13 protein-coding genes and 5 tRNA genes are annotated in these 15,567 nt (G+C 60.9%); 5 read left to right on the top strand and 13 right to left on the bottom strand.

Annotated elements, in window-relative coordinates:
- Positions 1-14 precede the first annotated feature (14 nt).
- Positions 15-926, top strand: coding sequence for an AraC family transcriptional regulator (locus tag SB753_RS08265; RefSeq protein ID WP_088174720.1), 912 nt, complete (start codon positions 15-17; stop codon positions 924-926).
- Positions 927-942: 16 nt separating this feature from the next.
- Here the strand turns inward: SB753_RS08265 and SB753_RS08260 are convergent, their stop codons facing one another.
- The 7 genes from SB753_RS08260 to gltX all read right to left on the bottom strand — a co-directional run bounded on the left by SB753_RS08260 (position 943) and on the right by gltX (position 3,919).
- Positions 943-1,407 (bottom strand): GNAT family N-acetyltransferase, encoded by a 465-nt coding sequence (locus SB753_RS08260; protein WP_020065592.1) that lies wholly within the window; start codon positions 1,405-1,407, stop codon positions 943-945.
- 141 nt (positions 1,408-1,548) lie between these two features.
- Positions 1,549-1,625 (bottom strand) — tRNA-Asp (locus tag SB753_RS08255).
- An 80-nt stretch (positions 1,626-1,705) separates the two neighbouring features.
- A tRNA-Glu gene (locus SB753_RS08250) sits at positions 1,706-1,781 on the bottom strand.
- A 61-nt stretch (positions 1,782-1,842) separates the two neighbouring features.
- A tRNA-Asp gene (locus SB753_RS08245) sits at positions 1,843-1,919 on the bottom strand.
- A gap of 103 nt (positions 1,920-2,022) precedes the next feature.
- Positions 2,023-2,098 (bottom strand) — tRNA-Glu (locus SB753_RS08240).
- A gap of 186 nt (positions 2,099-2,284) precedes the next feature.
- Positions 2,285-2,360, bottom strand: a tRNA-Ala gene (locus SB753_RS08235).
- 149 nt (positions 2,361-2,509) lie between these two features.
- Positions 2,510-3,919 (bottom strand): glutamate--tRNA ligase, encoded by a 1,410-nt coding sequence (gltX, locus tag SB753_RS08230; protein WP_408484865.1) that lies wholly within the window; start codon positions 3,917-3,919, stop codon positions 2,510-2,512.
- Between the two features lie 195 nt (positions 3,920-4,114).
- Here gltX and SB753_RS08225 point away from each other — a divergent pair, with 195 nt between their 5' ends.
- Positions 4,115-4,240 carry a hypothetical protein gene (locus tag SB753_RS08225; protein ID WP_256971933.1) on the top strand — a complete coding sequence of 42 codons (126 nt, stop codon included), beginning with the start codon at positions 4,115-4,117 and terminating at the stop codon, positions 4,238-4,240.
- 70 nt (positions 4,241-4,310) lie between these two features.
- Positions 4,311-5,270 carry a patatin-like phospholipase family protein gene (locus SB753_RS08220; protein ID WP_410799925.1) on the top strand — a complete coding sequence of 320 codons (960 nt, stop codon included), beginning with the start codon at positions 4,311-4,313 and terminating at the stop codon, positions 5,268-5,270.
- A gap of 108 nt (positions 5,271-5,378) precedes the next feature.
- Here SB753_RS08220 and SB753_RS08215 read toward each other — a convergent pair whose 3' ends face one another.
- From SB753_RS08215 to SB753_RS08190, 6 genes are all read right to left on the bottom strand, one after another.
- On the bottom strand, positions 5,379-6,044 hold the full coding sequence (locus SB753_RS08215; RefSeq protein WP_027775367.1) for a C40 family peptidase: 666 nt from the start codon (positions 6,042-6,044) through the stop codon (positions 5,379-5,381).
- A gap of 137 nt (positions 6,045-6,181) precedes the next feature.
- The gene (locus tag SB753_RS08210; RefSeq protein ID WP_410800285.1) at positions 6,182-7,774 is read right to left on the bottom strand and encodes an ABC transporter ATP-binding protein; all 1,593 of its coding nucleotides are present in this window, start codon (positions 7,772-7,774) and stop codon (positions 6,182-6,184) included.
- A gap of 68 nt (positions 7,775-7,842) precedes the next feature.
- Entirely contained in the window at positions 7,843-8,949 is a 1,107-nt protein-coding gene (locus SB753_RS08205) for an ABC transporter permease (protein ID WP_410799923.1), read from the bottom strand.
- Complete coding sequence (locus SB753_RS08200; RefSeq protein ID WP_020065585.1) at positions 8,949-9,986, bottom strand: microcin C ABC transporter permease YejB; 1,038 nt, start codon at positions 9,984-9,986, stop codon at positions 8,949-8,951. Before SB753_RS08200 ends, SB753_RS08205 begins: the two co-directional genes overlap by 1 nt.
- 75 nt (positions 9,987-10,061) lie before the next feature.
- Positions 10,062-12,017, bottom strand: a complete 1,956-nt coding sequence (locus SB753_RS08195; RefSeq protein ID WP_410799921.1) for an extracellular solute-binding protein — start codon at positions 12,015-12,017, stop codon at positions 10,062-10,064.
- A gap of 295 nt (positions 12,018-12,312) precedes the next feature.
- Entirely contained in the window at positions 12,313-12,660 is a 348-nt protein-coding gene (locus tag SB753_RS08190) for a hypothetical protein (protein WP_027775371.1), read from the bottom strand.
- 332 nt (positions 12,661-12,992) lie between these two features.
- On the opposite strand from SB753_RS08190, the gene SB753_RS08185 reads away from it, so the two are divergent.
- Positions 12,993-13,826: a GntR family transcriptional regulator gene (locus SB753_RS08185; protein ID WP_410799919.1), complete on the top strand. Its 834-nt coding sequence runs from the start codon at positions 12,993-12,995 to the stop codon at positions 13,824-13,826.
- Positions 13,823-15,562 (top strand): fumarate reductase/succinate dehydrogenase flavoprotein subunit, encoded by a 1,740-nt coding sequence (locus SB753_RS08180; RefSeq protein WP_410799917.1) that lies wholly within the window; start codon positions 13,823-13,825, stop codon positions 15,560-15,562. The genes SB753_RS08185 and SB753_RS08180 overlap by 4 nt, the downstream gene beginning before the upstream one ends.
- Positions 15,563-15,567 lie beyond the last annotated feature (5 nt).

Here is a 15,567-nt window from a genome sequence, read left to right as displayed (position 1 = left end):
GATCGACTTTTGCCATGACTCCGTACGCCGGCTCGGACCGGTCCAGCTTCGTCAGCTTGACCGACACTCCGCCAGAGTTTCAGCCGAACGACACGCATCCGATTCGCGTGCGCTCGCGACCCATGCCGATGGGTTCTCACTTCGCGCGTCATACGCATGCGTGGGCGCAGGTTGCGTATGCATCGCGCGGCGTGCTGCGGGTGGCGACAACTGGCACGACGTGGATGGTGCCGCCCTCTCGCGCGATCTGGGTGCCGCCGCATGTCACGCATGAAGTCGTGGCCGTCGAAGACGCGTTCCTGCGCACGTTGTACATCACCGAAAGCACGGCGCCTGCCGGGCTCGACGCCCCACGCGTGGTCGAAGTCTCGAATCTGCTGCGCGAAGTGATTGCCGCGCTGGACACGCCCGGCATCTCGCCCGCGCGCGAGCAGTTGCTCGGCGCGCTTGCGATTGATGAGCTAACCCGTTCGGAGCCACTGCCGCTATCGGTGCCAATGCCGAACGAAAAGCGGCTGCGCGCGCTATGCGAGGCGGTAATCGCGGATCCGGCGCCGGGCGAATCACTCGAACAGTGGGCGGCGAGCGTAGGAGCGAGTACGCGAACGATCGCGCGTCTCTTTCGTCAGGAGCTTGGCGTGAGTTTCTCTCAATGGCGGCAACAGGCGATTCTCGCGCGGGCGATTCCGCTGCTGAGTCAGGGACGGCCACTGTCGCATGTCGCGCAGGAGTTGGGCTATCAGAGTCAGAGCGCCTTTTCCGCGATGTTCAGGCGGGCGTTTGGCGAAAGCCCGCGCGCGTTTATCGAGCGGGGCTCGGAGCATCGGCTGGAAAACGGAGGAGACCGCGACGATCCGCAAATCAACGACGTAGACGGTCCGGTCGCACGGAACCGCGCGGACGCGGCGAGCGACGCGGATCGCTAAACCGCCGCCTGGCGGCTCAAACTCGCCGAGCGAGATGACGGATCGCGCCCAACTGGGCAAGCCGCGGGCCGGCCAACTTGTAGCCTTTGCGCTGATAGAGCCGCGCCGCGGGATTGTCGACGAACACACGCAATTGCAGTTCGCGCAGGCCGCGCTCGCGCGCCCATTGGTGCGACATATCCAGCAGATAGGTGCCCGCGCCGAGCCGCCGGTATCCCTCGGCAATCTGCACGTCGCGGATATGAAGCGAATCGCCTTCCTGCGTGATGCGCAGCACGCCAATCGGCTTGCCGTCCATTTCGAGGATGAAATTCTCCGACTCGCGCCAACTGCCCAGAAACAGATCGCCGCGCCAGACGAGATGATGGCGCTGATAATAGCCACCCATGTTGCTGTGAGTCAGCGCCTCGGCGAACTCGAAATCATCCATGCTGGCTTTACGCAGATGGAACGATGACGGAGCTTCGGTTGGATCGAACATGGCAGCACGGCGAAGAGAAGTCGGATCAACGGTAAAACAGGCCGCGCACGCTGGCAATGGCTGTTTGTCCCGAGCATATCCAGGCGGGACCGTCAGCGGAAACAAAAAAGCCCACTTCTTACGAAGTGGGCTTTTTAAATCTGGCGGAGCGGACGGGACTCGAACCCGCGACCCCCGGCGTGACAGGCCGGTATTCTAACCAACTGAACTACCGCTCCAGATTTTGACACCAGGCAAACAAGCTGCACTCGCTTACCGGCAGCACCGTTCAACTTCTAACCGAACGACGCCGATTTTTTGGCGTCCCCTAGGGGATTCGAACCCCTGTACTCACCGTGAAAGGGTGATGTCCTAGGCCTCTAGACGAAGGGGACAACGTACTGCTTACACCTTTAATGAAAAAGCCCGTTCAAGTGTTTATGAACGGGCTTTGTCTGGCGGAGTGGACGGGACTCGAACCCGCGACCCCCGGCGTGACAGGCCGGTATTCTAACCGACTGAACTACCACTCCAGTCTTCACACCCTGGCTTGCGAGCGTCGGTTATTTCTCTGCAAGCTGCGCTGCTTTACTGCAAATCGGGGATTAACCCGAACACTAAAGCGACGCTGATGTTTGGCGTCCCCTAGGGGATTCGAACCCCTGTACTCACCGTGAAAGGGTGATGTCCTAGGCCTCTAGACGAAGGGGACATAATCTTTTCAGACATGTCTTTTACTCGCCGCTGATTCGGACTAACTAGCGCAACGCTAACTGCTAGATAGTTGTTCCGTCAACTGCGAAGACCGCTATTTTAACTACGATACTGCTGCTTGTGAAGTCTTTTTTGCTACAGGTTCCACGCTTCGGAACGACTTCACTCTGCTCTTCTGCTCTGATGGTGGAGGTAAGCGGGATCGAACCGCTGACCTCTTGCATGCCATGCAAGCGCTCTCCCAGCTGAGCTATACCCCCTTGCAGAACAGAAACGAGATTCTAGAGGCCATTCTGCGCTTTGTAAATACCCTTTGAGCAATTGCATGCGACTTTTTCCGAAGTCGCATGCAAACAATCTCAATGCATCCGCGAATGCACTCAGGACCACTTGTTGGCCCTACCGCGCCTCATGCCAACGCCTTTTCGATACGACTGACGACCACGTCGCGACCGAACAGCATCAGAACCATGTCAATCGACGGTGTATGCGTCGTGCCGGCCACGAGCAGTCGGACCGGCATTGCCAGTTGGGGCATCTTCAGCTTGTGCGTGCCGAGCGTCGTTTTGAGCGCAGCGGCGATCGCCTCCTTGGTCCACTCCACCGTCTTCAGCGCGGCCGCGAGGTCGGCGAGCGCCGGGCGCACTGCGTCCGTCACATGCTGCGCTAATGCGTCGGCGTCGGGAGTGGGCGTGCGATAGAACATCGCCGCGTTCTCCGCGATCTCCTTGACTGTCGACGCGCGGTCCTTCAACAAGCCCACGACTGCCGTCAGATCGGCGCCTTGAGCGATGGTGGCCTCGTCGATACCCAGTTCCGCGAGGAACGGCCGTGCAAGTCCGGCGAGGCGCCCGTTATCCGCTTCCTTGATGTAATGCGCGTTCAGCCAGTTCAGCTTGTCGTGGTCGTATTGCGCCGGGGATTTGCCCAGATGCTCGAGATCGAACCATTCGACGAACTGCTCGCGCGAGAAAATTTCAGCGTCGCCATGCGACCAGCCAAGGCGCGCCAGATAATTGACCACCGCCTCCGGCAGATAGCCGGCGTCGCGGTAACCCATCACGCTCATCGCGCCATGACGCTTGCTCATCTTCTCGCCCTGCTCGTTGAGCACGGTCGGCAAGTGCGCGTACACCGGCGTTTCGCCGCCGAGCGCCCGCAGAATGTTGATCTGCCGCGGCGTGTTATTCACGTGGTCGTCGCCGCGAATCACATGCGTAATGCGCATGTCCAGATCGTCGACCACCACACAGAAGTTATAGGTCGGCGTGCCGTCCGGCCGCGCGATGACGAGGTCGTCCAGCTCCTCGTTCGATATCTCGATGCGCCCTTTCACCGCATCGTCCCAGGCCACCACGCCAGTGAGCGGATTACGGAAGCGCAGCACCGGCTGCACGCCGGCCGGCGGCTCAGGCAACACCTTGCCCGGCTCCGGGCGCCATGTGCCGTCGTAGCGCGGCTTTTCGCCGGCTTCGCGCTGACGCTCACGCAACGCGTCGAGTTCTTCCGTCGACATGTAGCACGGGTAGACGAGCCCCGCGTCCTGCATCTGTTTCAGCACTTCGCGATAACGGTCCATGCGCTGCATCTGGTAGTACGGACCTTCGTCGAAATCGAGGCCGAGCCATTCCATGCCTTCGAGAATCGCATCCACGGATTCGCTCGTGGAACGCTCCACGTCGGTGTCCTCGATCCGCAGCACGAAGGTCCCTTTCATCTTGCGCGCGAACGCCCACGGGTAGAGCGCGGAGCGAATGTTGCCGAGGTGAATGAAGCCGGTGGGACTCGGTGCGAAACGGGTACGAACGGAGGTGGTCATTAGCGGTTACTCGAAAACTGGCGCCGACGCAGGACAAGCATCGCCCGTAAAGCGCGGCAGCGAACCGCGCCCATACGGCAGGACAGCTGCCGTGCATGGACACGAAGGAATTGAAGCGAATGTCGAATTATACCTTTCGTGAGCGCGGGGCCCGCCCTCGTCCGAACGGGCTATTGACGGCCACGGCCAGTGGCTGTGCAACGTTTCATTACCGGTCGCCGCGCGCGCGCCGCTTTGATTTATGATGTGCGCGCGCTGGAGCGGAGACGCCGCCATCCGCGCATTGAACCGGTATTTGCATTTGCCCTGACCTTTGCCTGAGCGCGGCGAAAAGTGGCTACTCGCGCCGTACGCGCCCCGCGTGCCCCACGCGCCGTTGCTGGAGAACTCGTTGAAACCTTCGTCGCCTCGTTACGGCCGTCGCAATTTTTCGTTTGCGGCCGCCTCCGCGGTACTCGCCGCCTGTACCACCGCGGGCAGCAAAATCGACGGCGTGTCGTCGTCGAGCCCGGCCACCGCCACGCCTACCACGAACACGCCGCCGCTCGACAAGCCGCAACGGCCCATTCGGGTCGCCCTTGCGCTAGGCGGCGGCGCTGCGCGCGGCTTCGCGCATATCGGCGTGATCAAGGCGCTAGAGGCGCGCAATGTTCAGGTCGATCTGGTGGCCGGCACGAGCGCCGGGTCGGTGGTCGGCGCGCTCTACGCGTCAGGCATGAACGGGTTCGCGCTCAACAAACTGGCGCTGAACATGGACGAAGCCTCCATTAGCGACTGGGCCATGCCGTTTCGCACGCGCGGTTTTCTGCAAGGCATCGCGCTGCAGAATTATCTGAACACAACGCTCAACAATCGCCCGATCGAGAAGATGGCGAAGCCGCTCGGCGTAGTCGCGACCGACCTGAAAACCGGCCAGCCGATCCTCTTTCAGCGCGGCAATACCGGCGTCGCAGTGCGGGCGTCGTGCAGCGTGCCGTCGATCTTCGAGCCCGTCAAAATCGGCGGGCATGAGTATGTGGACGGCGGGTTGGTGAGCCCCGTGCCGGCGTCGTTCGCACGCAAGATGGGTGCGGACTTCGTGATCGCCGTGGATATCTCGCAGCGCCCCGAAAGCGGCCTGACGGCCAGCTCGTTCGACGTGCTCATGCAAACCTTCACGATCATGGGCCAGACCATCAAGGCATACGAGCTCGACAAATACGCCGACATCGTCATCCGGCCGAATCTCGCGGCCATGAGCGGCAGCGACTTCTCGCAGCGCAATGCCGCAATTCTGGCCGGTGAGGAAGCCGTCTCCAAGATCATGCCGGAGTTGCAACGCAAGCTGGCCGCGAGCCGCGCGCAGGCTTAGGGTTACTCACGCGCAGTAAGCTCAGAGATCAGACCCGCCAAAACGCAAAAGCCTGCTTCAAACGAAGCAGGCTTTTTTGTTATTGCCTGAAGCGCCGCTGCAACTGAATTAGTTGTTGCCGCCAAGCGTGGCATTCACACGTTTGCGCAGATCTTCGCCCTCCTGGTACGACGTTTCGATCCGGCGTGCACCGGTGAAACGCTTTTCCCAGTAGCCGCTATCCATGTCGTCCACGCGGATCGTGCTGCCCGTGGACGGCGAATGCACGAACTTGTTGTCGCCGATATAGATGCCGACATGCGAGAACGTGCGGCGCATGGTGTTAAAAAACACCAGATCGCCCGGCTTCAGGTCGCTTACGCGGACCTTTTCGCCCACACGGCTCATTTCCTCAGCGCGGCGCGGCAGCGCCATGCCCAGCGTGTCCTGGAACACATAACGCACGAAACCGCTGCAATCCAGCCCGGAGTCAGGCGTATTGCCGCCCCAGCGGTAGCGAACGCCGATCATGTTCAGCGCGCCGACAACCACGTCGCCTGCCTTGCCGGCCATGCCGGAAAGGAACGAACGGGCGCCGCCGTCAGTGTTGCTGCTGAGCGTTTGCGAATTGGAGGAGGACGAGGAATTCGCCGGGTTGCTCGGCGAAAATGAGGCATTCTGATTGAAACTGCTGACTTCGTCGGCGAAAGCGCCGGGAGCTGCTGCGATCAAGACGCCAATGAACATCCCGGCGACGGCGCGCGTGCAAGCCTGGGTCAAATTTCTGTGCTGCATTGGTCGGTATTTTTTGCTAAAGAATCAGTGGGATAAGGAAAAAAGTTTGGTCGATACTAGCCAGTAAGTATTCACGTGTCAAAACAAATAGAAAAATACAATCGAGACCCGCACCCAATTGGTGAAAGGGTGAAAAATCAGCGGTCCAATGCTGCTTTCAGGAGCTTTCGAGTGTAGGGGTGCTCGGGCGTCGCAAAGATTCTCTCAACCTCTCCACTTTCCACGATAGAACCGTTTTGCATCACCGCCACGCGGTGCGCCATCGCCCCGATCACCGCCAGATCGTGGCTGATGAAAACGAAGCCCAAGTTGTATTTCTGTTGCAACCCGGCGAGCAGTTTGAGGACTTGCTGCTGGATCGAAACGTCGAGTGCGCTGGTCGGTTCATCGAGGATCAGAATCTGGGGCTCGACCACGAGCGCCCGCGCGATGGCGATGCGCTGGCGCTGCCCACCGGAAAACTCATGCGGATAGCGCAGCAGCGCGGTCCGGTCGATTCCGACCTCGCGCAGCACCGCAACCACTCTGTCGCGCCGCGCTTGCGGCGTCATTTGCGGCCGGTGCAGCGCCAGCCCTTCGCCGACGATTCGCTCGATCGTCTGACGAGGTGAAAGCGAACTGAACGGGTCCTGAAACACAACCTGCATGTTCGAGCGCAACGCGGTCTGCTGCGCGCCGCGGTAGGTGGAGAGCGCCCTGCCCTGAAACTCGATCTCGCCGTGCGCGGTCCGCTGCAGCCCGAGCAAGGCCATGGCGAGCGTCGACTTGCCCGAACCCGATTCCCCAACGATGCCGAGCGTTTCGCCTTGACGCACCGAGACGCTCGCGTTTGCGACCGCGCGGAACCGCCCGGCCCGGAACCAGCCCGCAAACCCCGGCACCTTGGTTTTGAAATCGACGGAAACGTCGCGGGCCTGCAGCAGCACCGGCGAAATGGGCAGCACCGGCACGACCGTGCGCTGAGGCCGGCTTTCCAGCAGCCGTTGTGTGTAAGGATGTTGCGGCGACTCGAAAACCTGCTCGACCGGCCCGCTTTCCACGAGCACGCCCTTCTCCATCACCGCGATGCGCTGGGCGAAATGGCGCACGAGATTCAGGTCGTGCGTGATCAGCAGCACCGCCATGCCGCGCTTTTGCGCTTCGTCGCGTTGCAGTTCAAGGAGCAGTTCCACGATCTGCGCGCGAATCGTCACGTCGAGCGCGGTAGTCGGTTCGTCGGCAAGCAGCAGACGCGGACGGCACGCCAGCGCCATCGCGATCATCGCCCGCTGGCGCTGTCCGCCCGAAAGCTGGTGCGGGTAGCTGTTCACGCGCTTGCCCGGCTCGGGAATGCCCGTGCGGCCCAGCAACGCGACCGCGCGCTTGCGGGCTTCCGCCGGCGACACGCCGTCGTGCACGACGATCGTCTCCGCGATCTGCGCGCCGACCGTGTAGAGCGGATTGAGCGCGGTCATCGGCTCCTGAAAGATCATCGCGATGTCCGAGCCGCGCATGCCGCGCATCTCACGCTCGCTTTTCGCAAGCAGATCCTCACCGTCGAACCGGATCGAGCCGCTGACCTGCGCGTCGCTCAGCAGACGCAAGATCGACAGCGCGGTGACGCTTTTTCCCGAGCCCGATTCGCCGACGAGCGCAACGCGTTCGCCGCGCTGGATCGCCAGCGTGACGTCGTTCACCGCCACCGTATCGCCGAAACTTACATGCAGATGATCGAGTTCCAGCAACGGCACGGCATTCGGTGCTTCGGCGCCATCGTGCCCTCGCCCCTTGCGCTGTCCTGGCGCTTGCGTTTGAGCGGTCACTGATTGCCTCCAGCGCGCATTGCATCGGAGATGCGGGTATCGAGCGCATTACGCAGCGCGTCGCCCATGAACGTGAGCAGCAACAGCATCGCGACCAGCACGCCGAAAGTGGACAACGAGATCCACCACGCGTCGAGATTCGCCTTGCCCTGCACGAGCAGCTCGCCGAGACTCGGCGTCGGCGAAGGCACGCCGAGGCCGAGAAAGTCGAGACTGGTTAGCGCGAGAATCGCACCGCTCATGCGAAACGGAAGGAACGTGATTACCGGCGTAAGGCTGTTGGGCAAAAGATGCCGCCACATAATTTGCCAGTTCGACAGACCCATCGCCCTCGCCGCGCGCACGTAATCCTGCTGCCGGTTACGTAGAAATTCCGCCCGCACATAGTCGGATAAGCCGATCCAGCCGAACAGGGAAAGCAGCACGATCAGCAGAATGAAACCCGGCTCGAAGATCGATGAAAAAATGATCAGCAGATAGAGCTCCGGCAACGCGCTCCAGATTTCGATCAGACGCTGCCCCACGATATCGGTACGTCCTCCGAAATATCCTTGCACGGCGCCGGCAGCAATGCCGAGTATCGTTCCAATGAAAGTGAGCACGAGACCGAACTCCACGGAAACGCGAAAACCGTACAGCAGTCGCGCGAAAACATCGCGGCCGCGGTCGTCGGTGCCGAGCCAGTTTTCACGCGAAGGCGGCGCCGGGTTCGGCGCCTTTGAGAAATAGTTCAGCGTGTCGTAGTAGTAGTGGTTCGGCGGATACACGGCGAAGCTGCCCGGCGCGTCGAAACGCTGCTTGATGTACGGATCCAGATAGTCGGCAGGCGTTGGGAAATCGCCGCCGAACGTGCTCTCCGCGTAGGTCCTGAAGAGCGGGAAATAAAGGTGGCCGTCATAGCGCACCACGAGCGGCTTGTCGTTCGACCAGAGCGGGCCCGCAAGGCTCGCGGCAAAGGCCACCACGAAGATGATGAGGCTCCAGTAACCCAGACGTTGCTGGCGGAACCGCCGCCATACACGGCGCGCAGGCGAAGGCGAGACGAATGCACGCGCGGGTTCGACGCGCGCCGCTGCATCGGCTGAAAGGCGGGCTCGATTCATCAGCGCTCCAGTTGTTCGAATTGGATGCGGGGATCGACCCACACATAGCAAAGATCGGAAACCAGCTTCGTCGCGAGACCGATCAACGTGAACAGGTACAGCGTGCCGAGTACGACCGGGTAATCGCGCCGCACGACCGATTCATACGACAGCAAGCCGAGACCGTCGAGCGAAAAAAGCGTTTCGATCAGCAGACTGCCGGTGAAAAAAGCGCCGATAAACGCAGCCGGAAAGCCGACGATCAGCGGCAGCATCGCGTTGCGAAACACATGCTTCCACAGCACGCGTTTTTCGGAGAGACCCTTCGCCCGCGCGGTCAGCACATACTGCTTTCGAATCTCGTCCAGAAACGCATTTTTCGTGAGCATCGTGATTACCGCAAAACTGCCGACGACAGATGCCGTGATCGGCAACGCGATATGCCATAAATAGTCGAGGATCTTGCCCACGACGCTCAGTTGCGCCCAGTTATCCGACGTGAGATTGCGCAACGGAAAGAGCTGCAGGAATGTGCCGCCGCCAAACAGCACGAGCAGCAACACGCCGAGCACAAAGCCCGGAATCGCGTAACCGATCAGCACCACGAGGCTCGTCGCGATGTCGAAGCGCGAGCCGTTGCGCACCGCTTTCGCGATGCCGAGCGGCACCGAAATCAGATACGTGAGAAAGAACGTCCATAAGCCGATGCTGATGGACACCGGCAGCTTCGATACGATCAGCGACCACACGCTCTGATGGCGGAAATAGCTCTGTCCAAGGTCGAACGTCGAGAAACGCTTGAGCATCAACACGTAGCGCTCGAGCGGAGGTTTGTCGAAACCGTATAAGGCTTTCAGTTGCGCGACCTGCTGCGCGTCGACGCCGTTATGCGCGCGCAGACCGAACGGCACAGCGCCCTCTGCGCCCTTGCGCAGTTCGTGCTGCATCTGTTCGACGGGGCCGCCGGGCACGAACTGGATCACGACGAAAGTGAGCGTCAGCACGCCGAGCAGTGTCGGGATCATCAGCAGCAGGCGTTTGAGGATGTAGCTCCACATGGCGGGTGTTTCCGTTGCGAGGGCGAGGTATGAATAGCGATAGCCGGAAGCGGATGACCAGATCGACCGGCTGCGTTACTGCGGTGGCGCCGGCGTTGCTGCTTGCGGTTGCGCGAACCACCACGTCGACGTAATCCAGCCTTCGGCTCCATAGTACAGGGGCAGCGTGGACGGCCACGCAAGCCCGCGCTTGAACGCCACGCGATGCGTCGCGCTGTACCAGTGCGGCACGACGTAGTAGCCATGCATCAGAACGCGATCGAGCGCATGCGTCGCGTCGAGCAGTTGCTCGCGCGTCTGCGCCTGCACGAGCGCGCGCAGGATTGCGTCGACCGCGGGTGACTTCAGTCCGATCATGTTGTCAGAGCCGTTCGTGTCCGCCGCCTTGCTGCCGAAGCGCTCGATCTGCTCGGAGCCGGGCACCTGTACGTCGGGCATGCGGATCGTCGTCGTGTCGAAGTCGTATGCATCGAGCCGCTTCTGGTACACGGCATAGTCGGCGACGCGAAACGTTGCGGTAATGCCGAGCTTTTTCAGGTTTCGAATGAACGTCGCGACGATCGGCTCCATTTGCGCGGCCGATCCCGAGTCGTCGAGTATCTCGAACTCGAACGGCTCGCCCTTTGCGTTGCGCAGCGCACCGTCGCGGTACGTCCATCCCGCTTGCTGCAACAATGCGCGGGCTTGCAGCAGATTCGCACGTAGAGAGCCTGGCGGGTCAGTGTCGGGCTGCTTCGGCGGCGGTCCGAAAACCGCCGGATCGAGCTTCGCGCGCCACGGTTCGAGCAGCGCCAGTTCACCTGGCGACGGCAGGCCCTTGGCCTGCAGATCGGTGTTGGCAAAGAAACTGTCGATACGTGTGTACTGATTGAAGAACAACTGCCGATTCAACCATTGGAAGTCGAGTGCGAGATCGAGCGCTTTGCGCACGCGCACGTCCTTGAACAACGGTCGCCGCGTGTTCAACATGAAGCCCTGCATGCCGGTGCCGTTGTGTTGCGCGAACACCTTCTTGATCAGTTCGCCGCTGTCGAACTTCTTGCCGACGTCACGCCGCACCCAGTTTCGTGCGACATACTCGACGAGGGCATCGTATTCGCCGGCCTTGAACGCCTCCAGCCGCGCGACGTTATCGGAATACAGCTTGTAGACGATGCGATCGAAGTTGTATGTGCCCGCACGCACCGGCAGTGCCGCGCCCCAATACTCCGGGTTGCGCCGGTATGTGATCGTGCGTCCGTTGTCGTAACGCTCGATTAGATACGGGCCGCTCGTGACCGGCTTTTCGAACGCCAACTGATCGAACGGAATATGGCTGCCGTCCGGCTTCATTCCCCACTTGTGCGAGAACACGGGCATGCCGCCGGCGAGCAACGGCAACTCGCGATTGCGGTGCTGAAACTCGAACCGCACGGTGTGCGGATCGACAACCACCGCGCGGACGATCTGTCCGAAGATCGACATGAATTGCGGCGCGGCCTGCGGGCTTTTCAGTGTGTCGAGCGAATACTTGACGTCGTCCGCGGTGACCGGGTCGCCGTTCGCGAACCGCGCGCGCGGATTGATATGGAACGTGGTCGACAAGCCGTCCGGCGCGACCTTGATATCGTCGGCGAGCAGCCCATACGCGGAAGCCACTTCGTCGCTGCTGCCGGTCGTCAGACTCTCGAACAGCAGGTCGACGCCGGGCGCGGTGTTGCCGCGCAAAGTGAACGGATTGAATTTGTCGAAGCTGGTGAGGCGGCTCGGATTGGCCAGCACGAGTGTGCCGCCCTTCGGCGCATCCGGATTGACGTAGTCGAAATGCTTGAAGTCGGCTGGATATTTCGGCTCGCCGTACTGAGCGATCGCATACACCGCGTGCGCCTCTGGCGCTGCGAACCAGCCGGCAGCGGCCAGCGCGCCACACAGAATTGCGACGCGGGCCTTGCGCACAGAACGGGACGCGAGCGCGGGACCGACACACGAGGGCCTGAAAATCGCGCATTCATATGCACGAGGCGATGAAACCCGTCGCGAGCCAGTTGTCATAAGCGCCTTGGTGATCAGTGGGCAATTGCGTTGTCACGGAATTCTACCCAATAAACCTGAGCAAACCGACGTCGCGACCGTCACCTTGAGCGACCGACGCGCGATTTGTGAATATGCCGCGATTTACTTCGCGACGGTATTTTCCCGCGCAAGCGCGGCGCATTCTCAGAGCGTCCTCTGACGCGCAGCGTTGTGCGCTTACGGCAACTCCGCAGATCCGGTCAAGCGATGCGCGCGAGCATGAAAAAACCGCCCATTGGGGCGGTTTCTGTTGTCACTGCTGTTCCTGCAGCGTTCAATGCCAGCCGCGACGATGATCGTAGTGATCGCGGCCGTAGTCGTAACGGCCGGGGGGATGATGACGATACCAGTCGTCGCGCGCCCAGTAGCGACGGCCGTCCCAGTAGCGGTCCCCGTGCCAGCCGATCACGACAGCCGGAGCGCCGTAATAGACGGGCGCGGGCTGATACACGACGGGCGGCGGAGGGGGCGGCGGCGGCGCATACACAGGCGCCGGCGCCACATAAACCGGCGCGGGAATGCCGATATTGACCCCGATGTTGACCCCGCCGGCCATGGCGGCACTCGACGCGCCCAACGCGATAACCCCGATCACAAGTGGAACAAAACGAGCGGACTTCATGGATTACCCTTGGAAGAATGTGTTGTTGGCGGAAATATAACGCAAGCTCGCCAGCGGCGTATTTCAACTTTGTAATAACTGATGCATAAGATCGCAGCCACGTCATGACGTTACGTGTCGTTACATTCGAGACGCTTCTGAGCCGATAAAGGTCGAAATGTCGAAATGTCGGAAGCACAGAGCGCCCTCGCCCTTTGCGGCTTCCCGCCTTCTCTGCCGCACCAACGCGATAACCTGGCCGCGCGGCCAGAAATACATAGCAGAAAAACTTGGTTTGAAGCGAGACGACGTCTTACTAGACTGCACATCGTCTTGTAATAACAAGTTGAGCAATGTCGCAAACGACCCTCGTGCCGGTGCAAGCTGATTCGCCAACCTTATCTGCCGCGCCTCGTCCGCTTTACGCGCAGATCAAGGACGTGCTGCGCGAACGCATTCTCGACGGCAGCTATGCGCCGCATTCGCAGATGCCGTCGGAACACGAACTGTGCCGCATGTTCGACGTGAGCCGCATCACCGTGCGTCAGGCACTCGGCGATCTGCACAAGGAAGGCTTGCTGTTCAAGGTGCATGGCAAGGGCACGTTCGTCTCGAAGCCCAAGGCGTATCAGAACGTCGCTTCGCTGCAGGGTTTTGCGGAAGCCATGTCGTCGATGGGCCATGAAATCGTCAACCAGCTGCGCAGTTGCAGAACCGTCGAAGCCGGACGCCACATTGCCGCGCGCCTGAACATCGCGGAGGGCGCGCCGGTCACCGAGATCCATCGTGTCCGGCTGCTCAATCGCGAGCCCGTATCGCTCGAACTGACCTGGGTTCCGCTGACGCTCGGCAAGCGCCTCGCGAACGCGGACCTTACGACACGCGACATATTTCTGATCCTCGAGAACGACTGCGGTGTGCCGCTAGGTCATGCCGATGTGTCCATCGACGCAATACTTGCCCACGACGACATCGTCGATGCATTGCGCGTCGAAGAAGGCAGCCCCGTGTTGCGTATCGAGCGTCTTACGCATGACGCGTCGGGTCGGCCGGTCGATTTCGAATACCTGTACTTCCGCGGCGACGCCTTCCAGTACCGGCTGCGTATCGACCGCGCAAACGACCTGAAAAAAGATCTGAAAAGAGACCCGAAAAAGAGCAGCAAAAGCGCAATGGAGGCGCGATGAACACACATGTACTCGACTATGACGTCGTAGTGGTCGGCGGTGGAACGGCGGGCCCGATGGCCGCGATCAAGGCGAAGGAGCGCGATCCGTCGTTAAAGGTCTTGCTGCTCGAGAAGGCCAACGTGAAGCGCAGCGGCGCGATCTCGATGGGCATGGACGGTCTGAACAACGCCGTGATTCCGGGTCACGCAACGCCCGAACAGTACACACGCGAGATCACGATCGCAAACGATGGCATCGTGGACCAGGAAGCCGTGTACGCATATGCGCGCCATAGTTTCACGACGATCGAGGAACTGGACCGCTGGGGCGTCAAGTTCGAAAGGGACGGCAATGGCGACTATGCGGTGAAGAAAGTGCATCACATGGGTTCGTACGTGCTGCCGATGCCCGAGGGTCACGACATCAAGAAAGTGCTGTACAGGCAGCTTAAACGCGCACGCGTGGCGATCACCAACCGCATTGTCGCCACGCGGCTATTAACCGACTCACAAGGGCGCGTTAGCGGCGTGCTGGGCTTCGATTGCCGCACGGCCGACTTCTACGTGGTGCGTGCCAAAGCCGTCATTCTGAGTTGCGGCGCCGCCGGAAGGCTCGGGCTGCCGGCATCGGGCTATCTGATGGGCACATACGAAAACCCGACGAATGCCGGCGACGGCTACGCCATGGCCTATCACGCGGGCGCCGCACTCGCGAACCTCGAGTGCTTCCAGATCAACCCGCTCATCAAGGACTATAACGGCCCCGCTTGCGCATATGTGACCGGCCCACTCGGCGGCTTCACCGCGAATGGCAAAGGCGAACGCTTTATCGAATGCGATTACTGGAGCGGCCAGATGATGTGGGAGTTCTATCAGGAACTGCAAAGCGGCAACGGGCCTGTGTTTCTGAAACTCGACCATCTTGCGGAAGAAACGATCCAGACGATCGAGGAGATTCTGCACACGAACGAGCGTCCGAGCCGCGGCCGCTTTCATGAAGGACGAGGCACCGATTACCGCACGCAGATGATCGAGATGCACATTTCGGAAATCGGCTTTTGCAGCGGACACAGCGCGTCGGGCGTGTACGTCAACGCGCGCGCGGAGACGACCGTGCCCGGCCTCTATGCAGCCGGCGACATGGCCGCAGTGCCGCACAACTACATGCTCGGTGCGTTTACCTACGGATGGTTCGCGGGTCACAACGCGGCAGAGTACGTATTGGGCCGCGAACACGGCACCGTCGACGAAGAACAGATCGACGCCGAACGCGCGCGCATTTATGCACCGCTCAAGTGCGAGAAAGGTATTGCGCCAGCGCAGGTCGAATACAAGTTGCGCCGCATGGTCAACGATTACCTGCAACCGCCGAAGGTTACACGCAAGATGGAAATCGGCCTGCAACGCTTTGCAGAAATCACTGAGGATATCGAATCGATATCGGCCACACATCCGCACGAACTGATGCGCGCGGCAGAAGTTCGCGCCATACGGGATTGCGCGGAAATGGCCGCACGTGCGTCGCTTTTTCGAACCGAGAGCCGCTGGGGTCTTTACCACCATCGTGTGGACTATCCACAGCGCGACGATGAGCAATGGTTCTGCCATACGCATCTGCGCAAGGACGCCAATGGCCGCATGACGAGCGAAAAGCGTGCGGTCGAGCCGTATATCGTCGCGCTCGACGAAAACGAACGCAACGCCTATCGCAGCCTGCGTATCGGCGAGCCCGCCCTCGACCCCGCAACCGCCTGACGGAG

The sequence above is a fragment of the Paraburkholderia sp. SIMBA_053 genome (genome assembly GCF_046534895.1).
In the GTDB taxonomy this organism is placed as follows: Bacteria; Pseudomonadota; Gammaproteobacteria; order Burkholderiales; family Burkholderiaceae; genus Paraburkholderia; species Paraburkholderia caledonica.
This window is presented reverse-complemented; position numbering and strand designations above follow the sequence as displayed.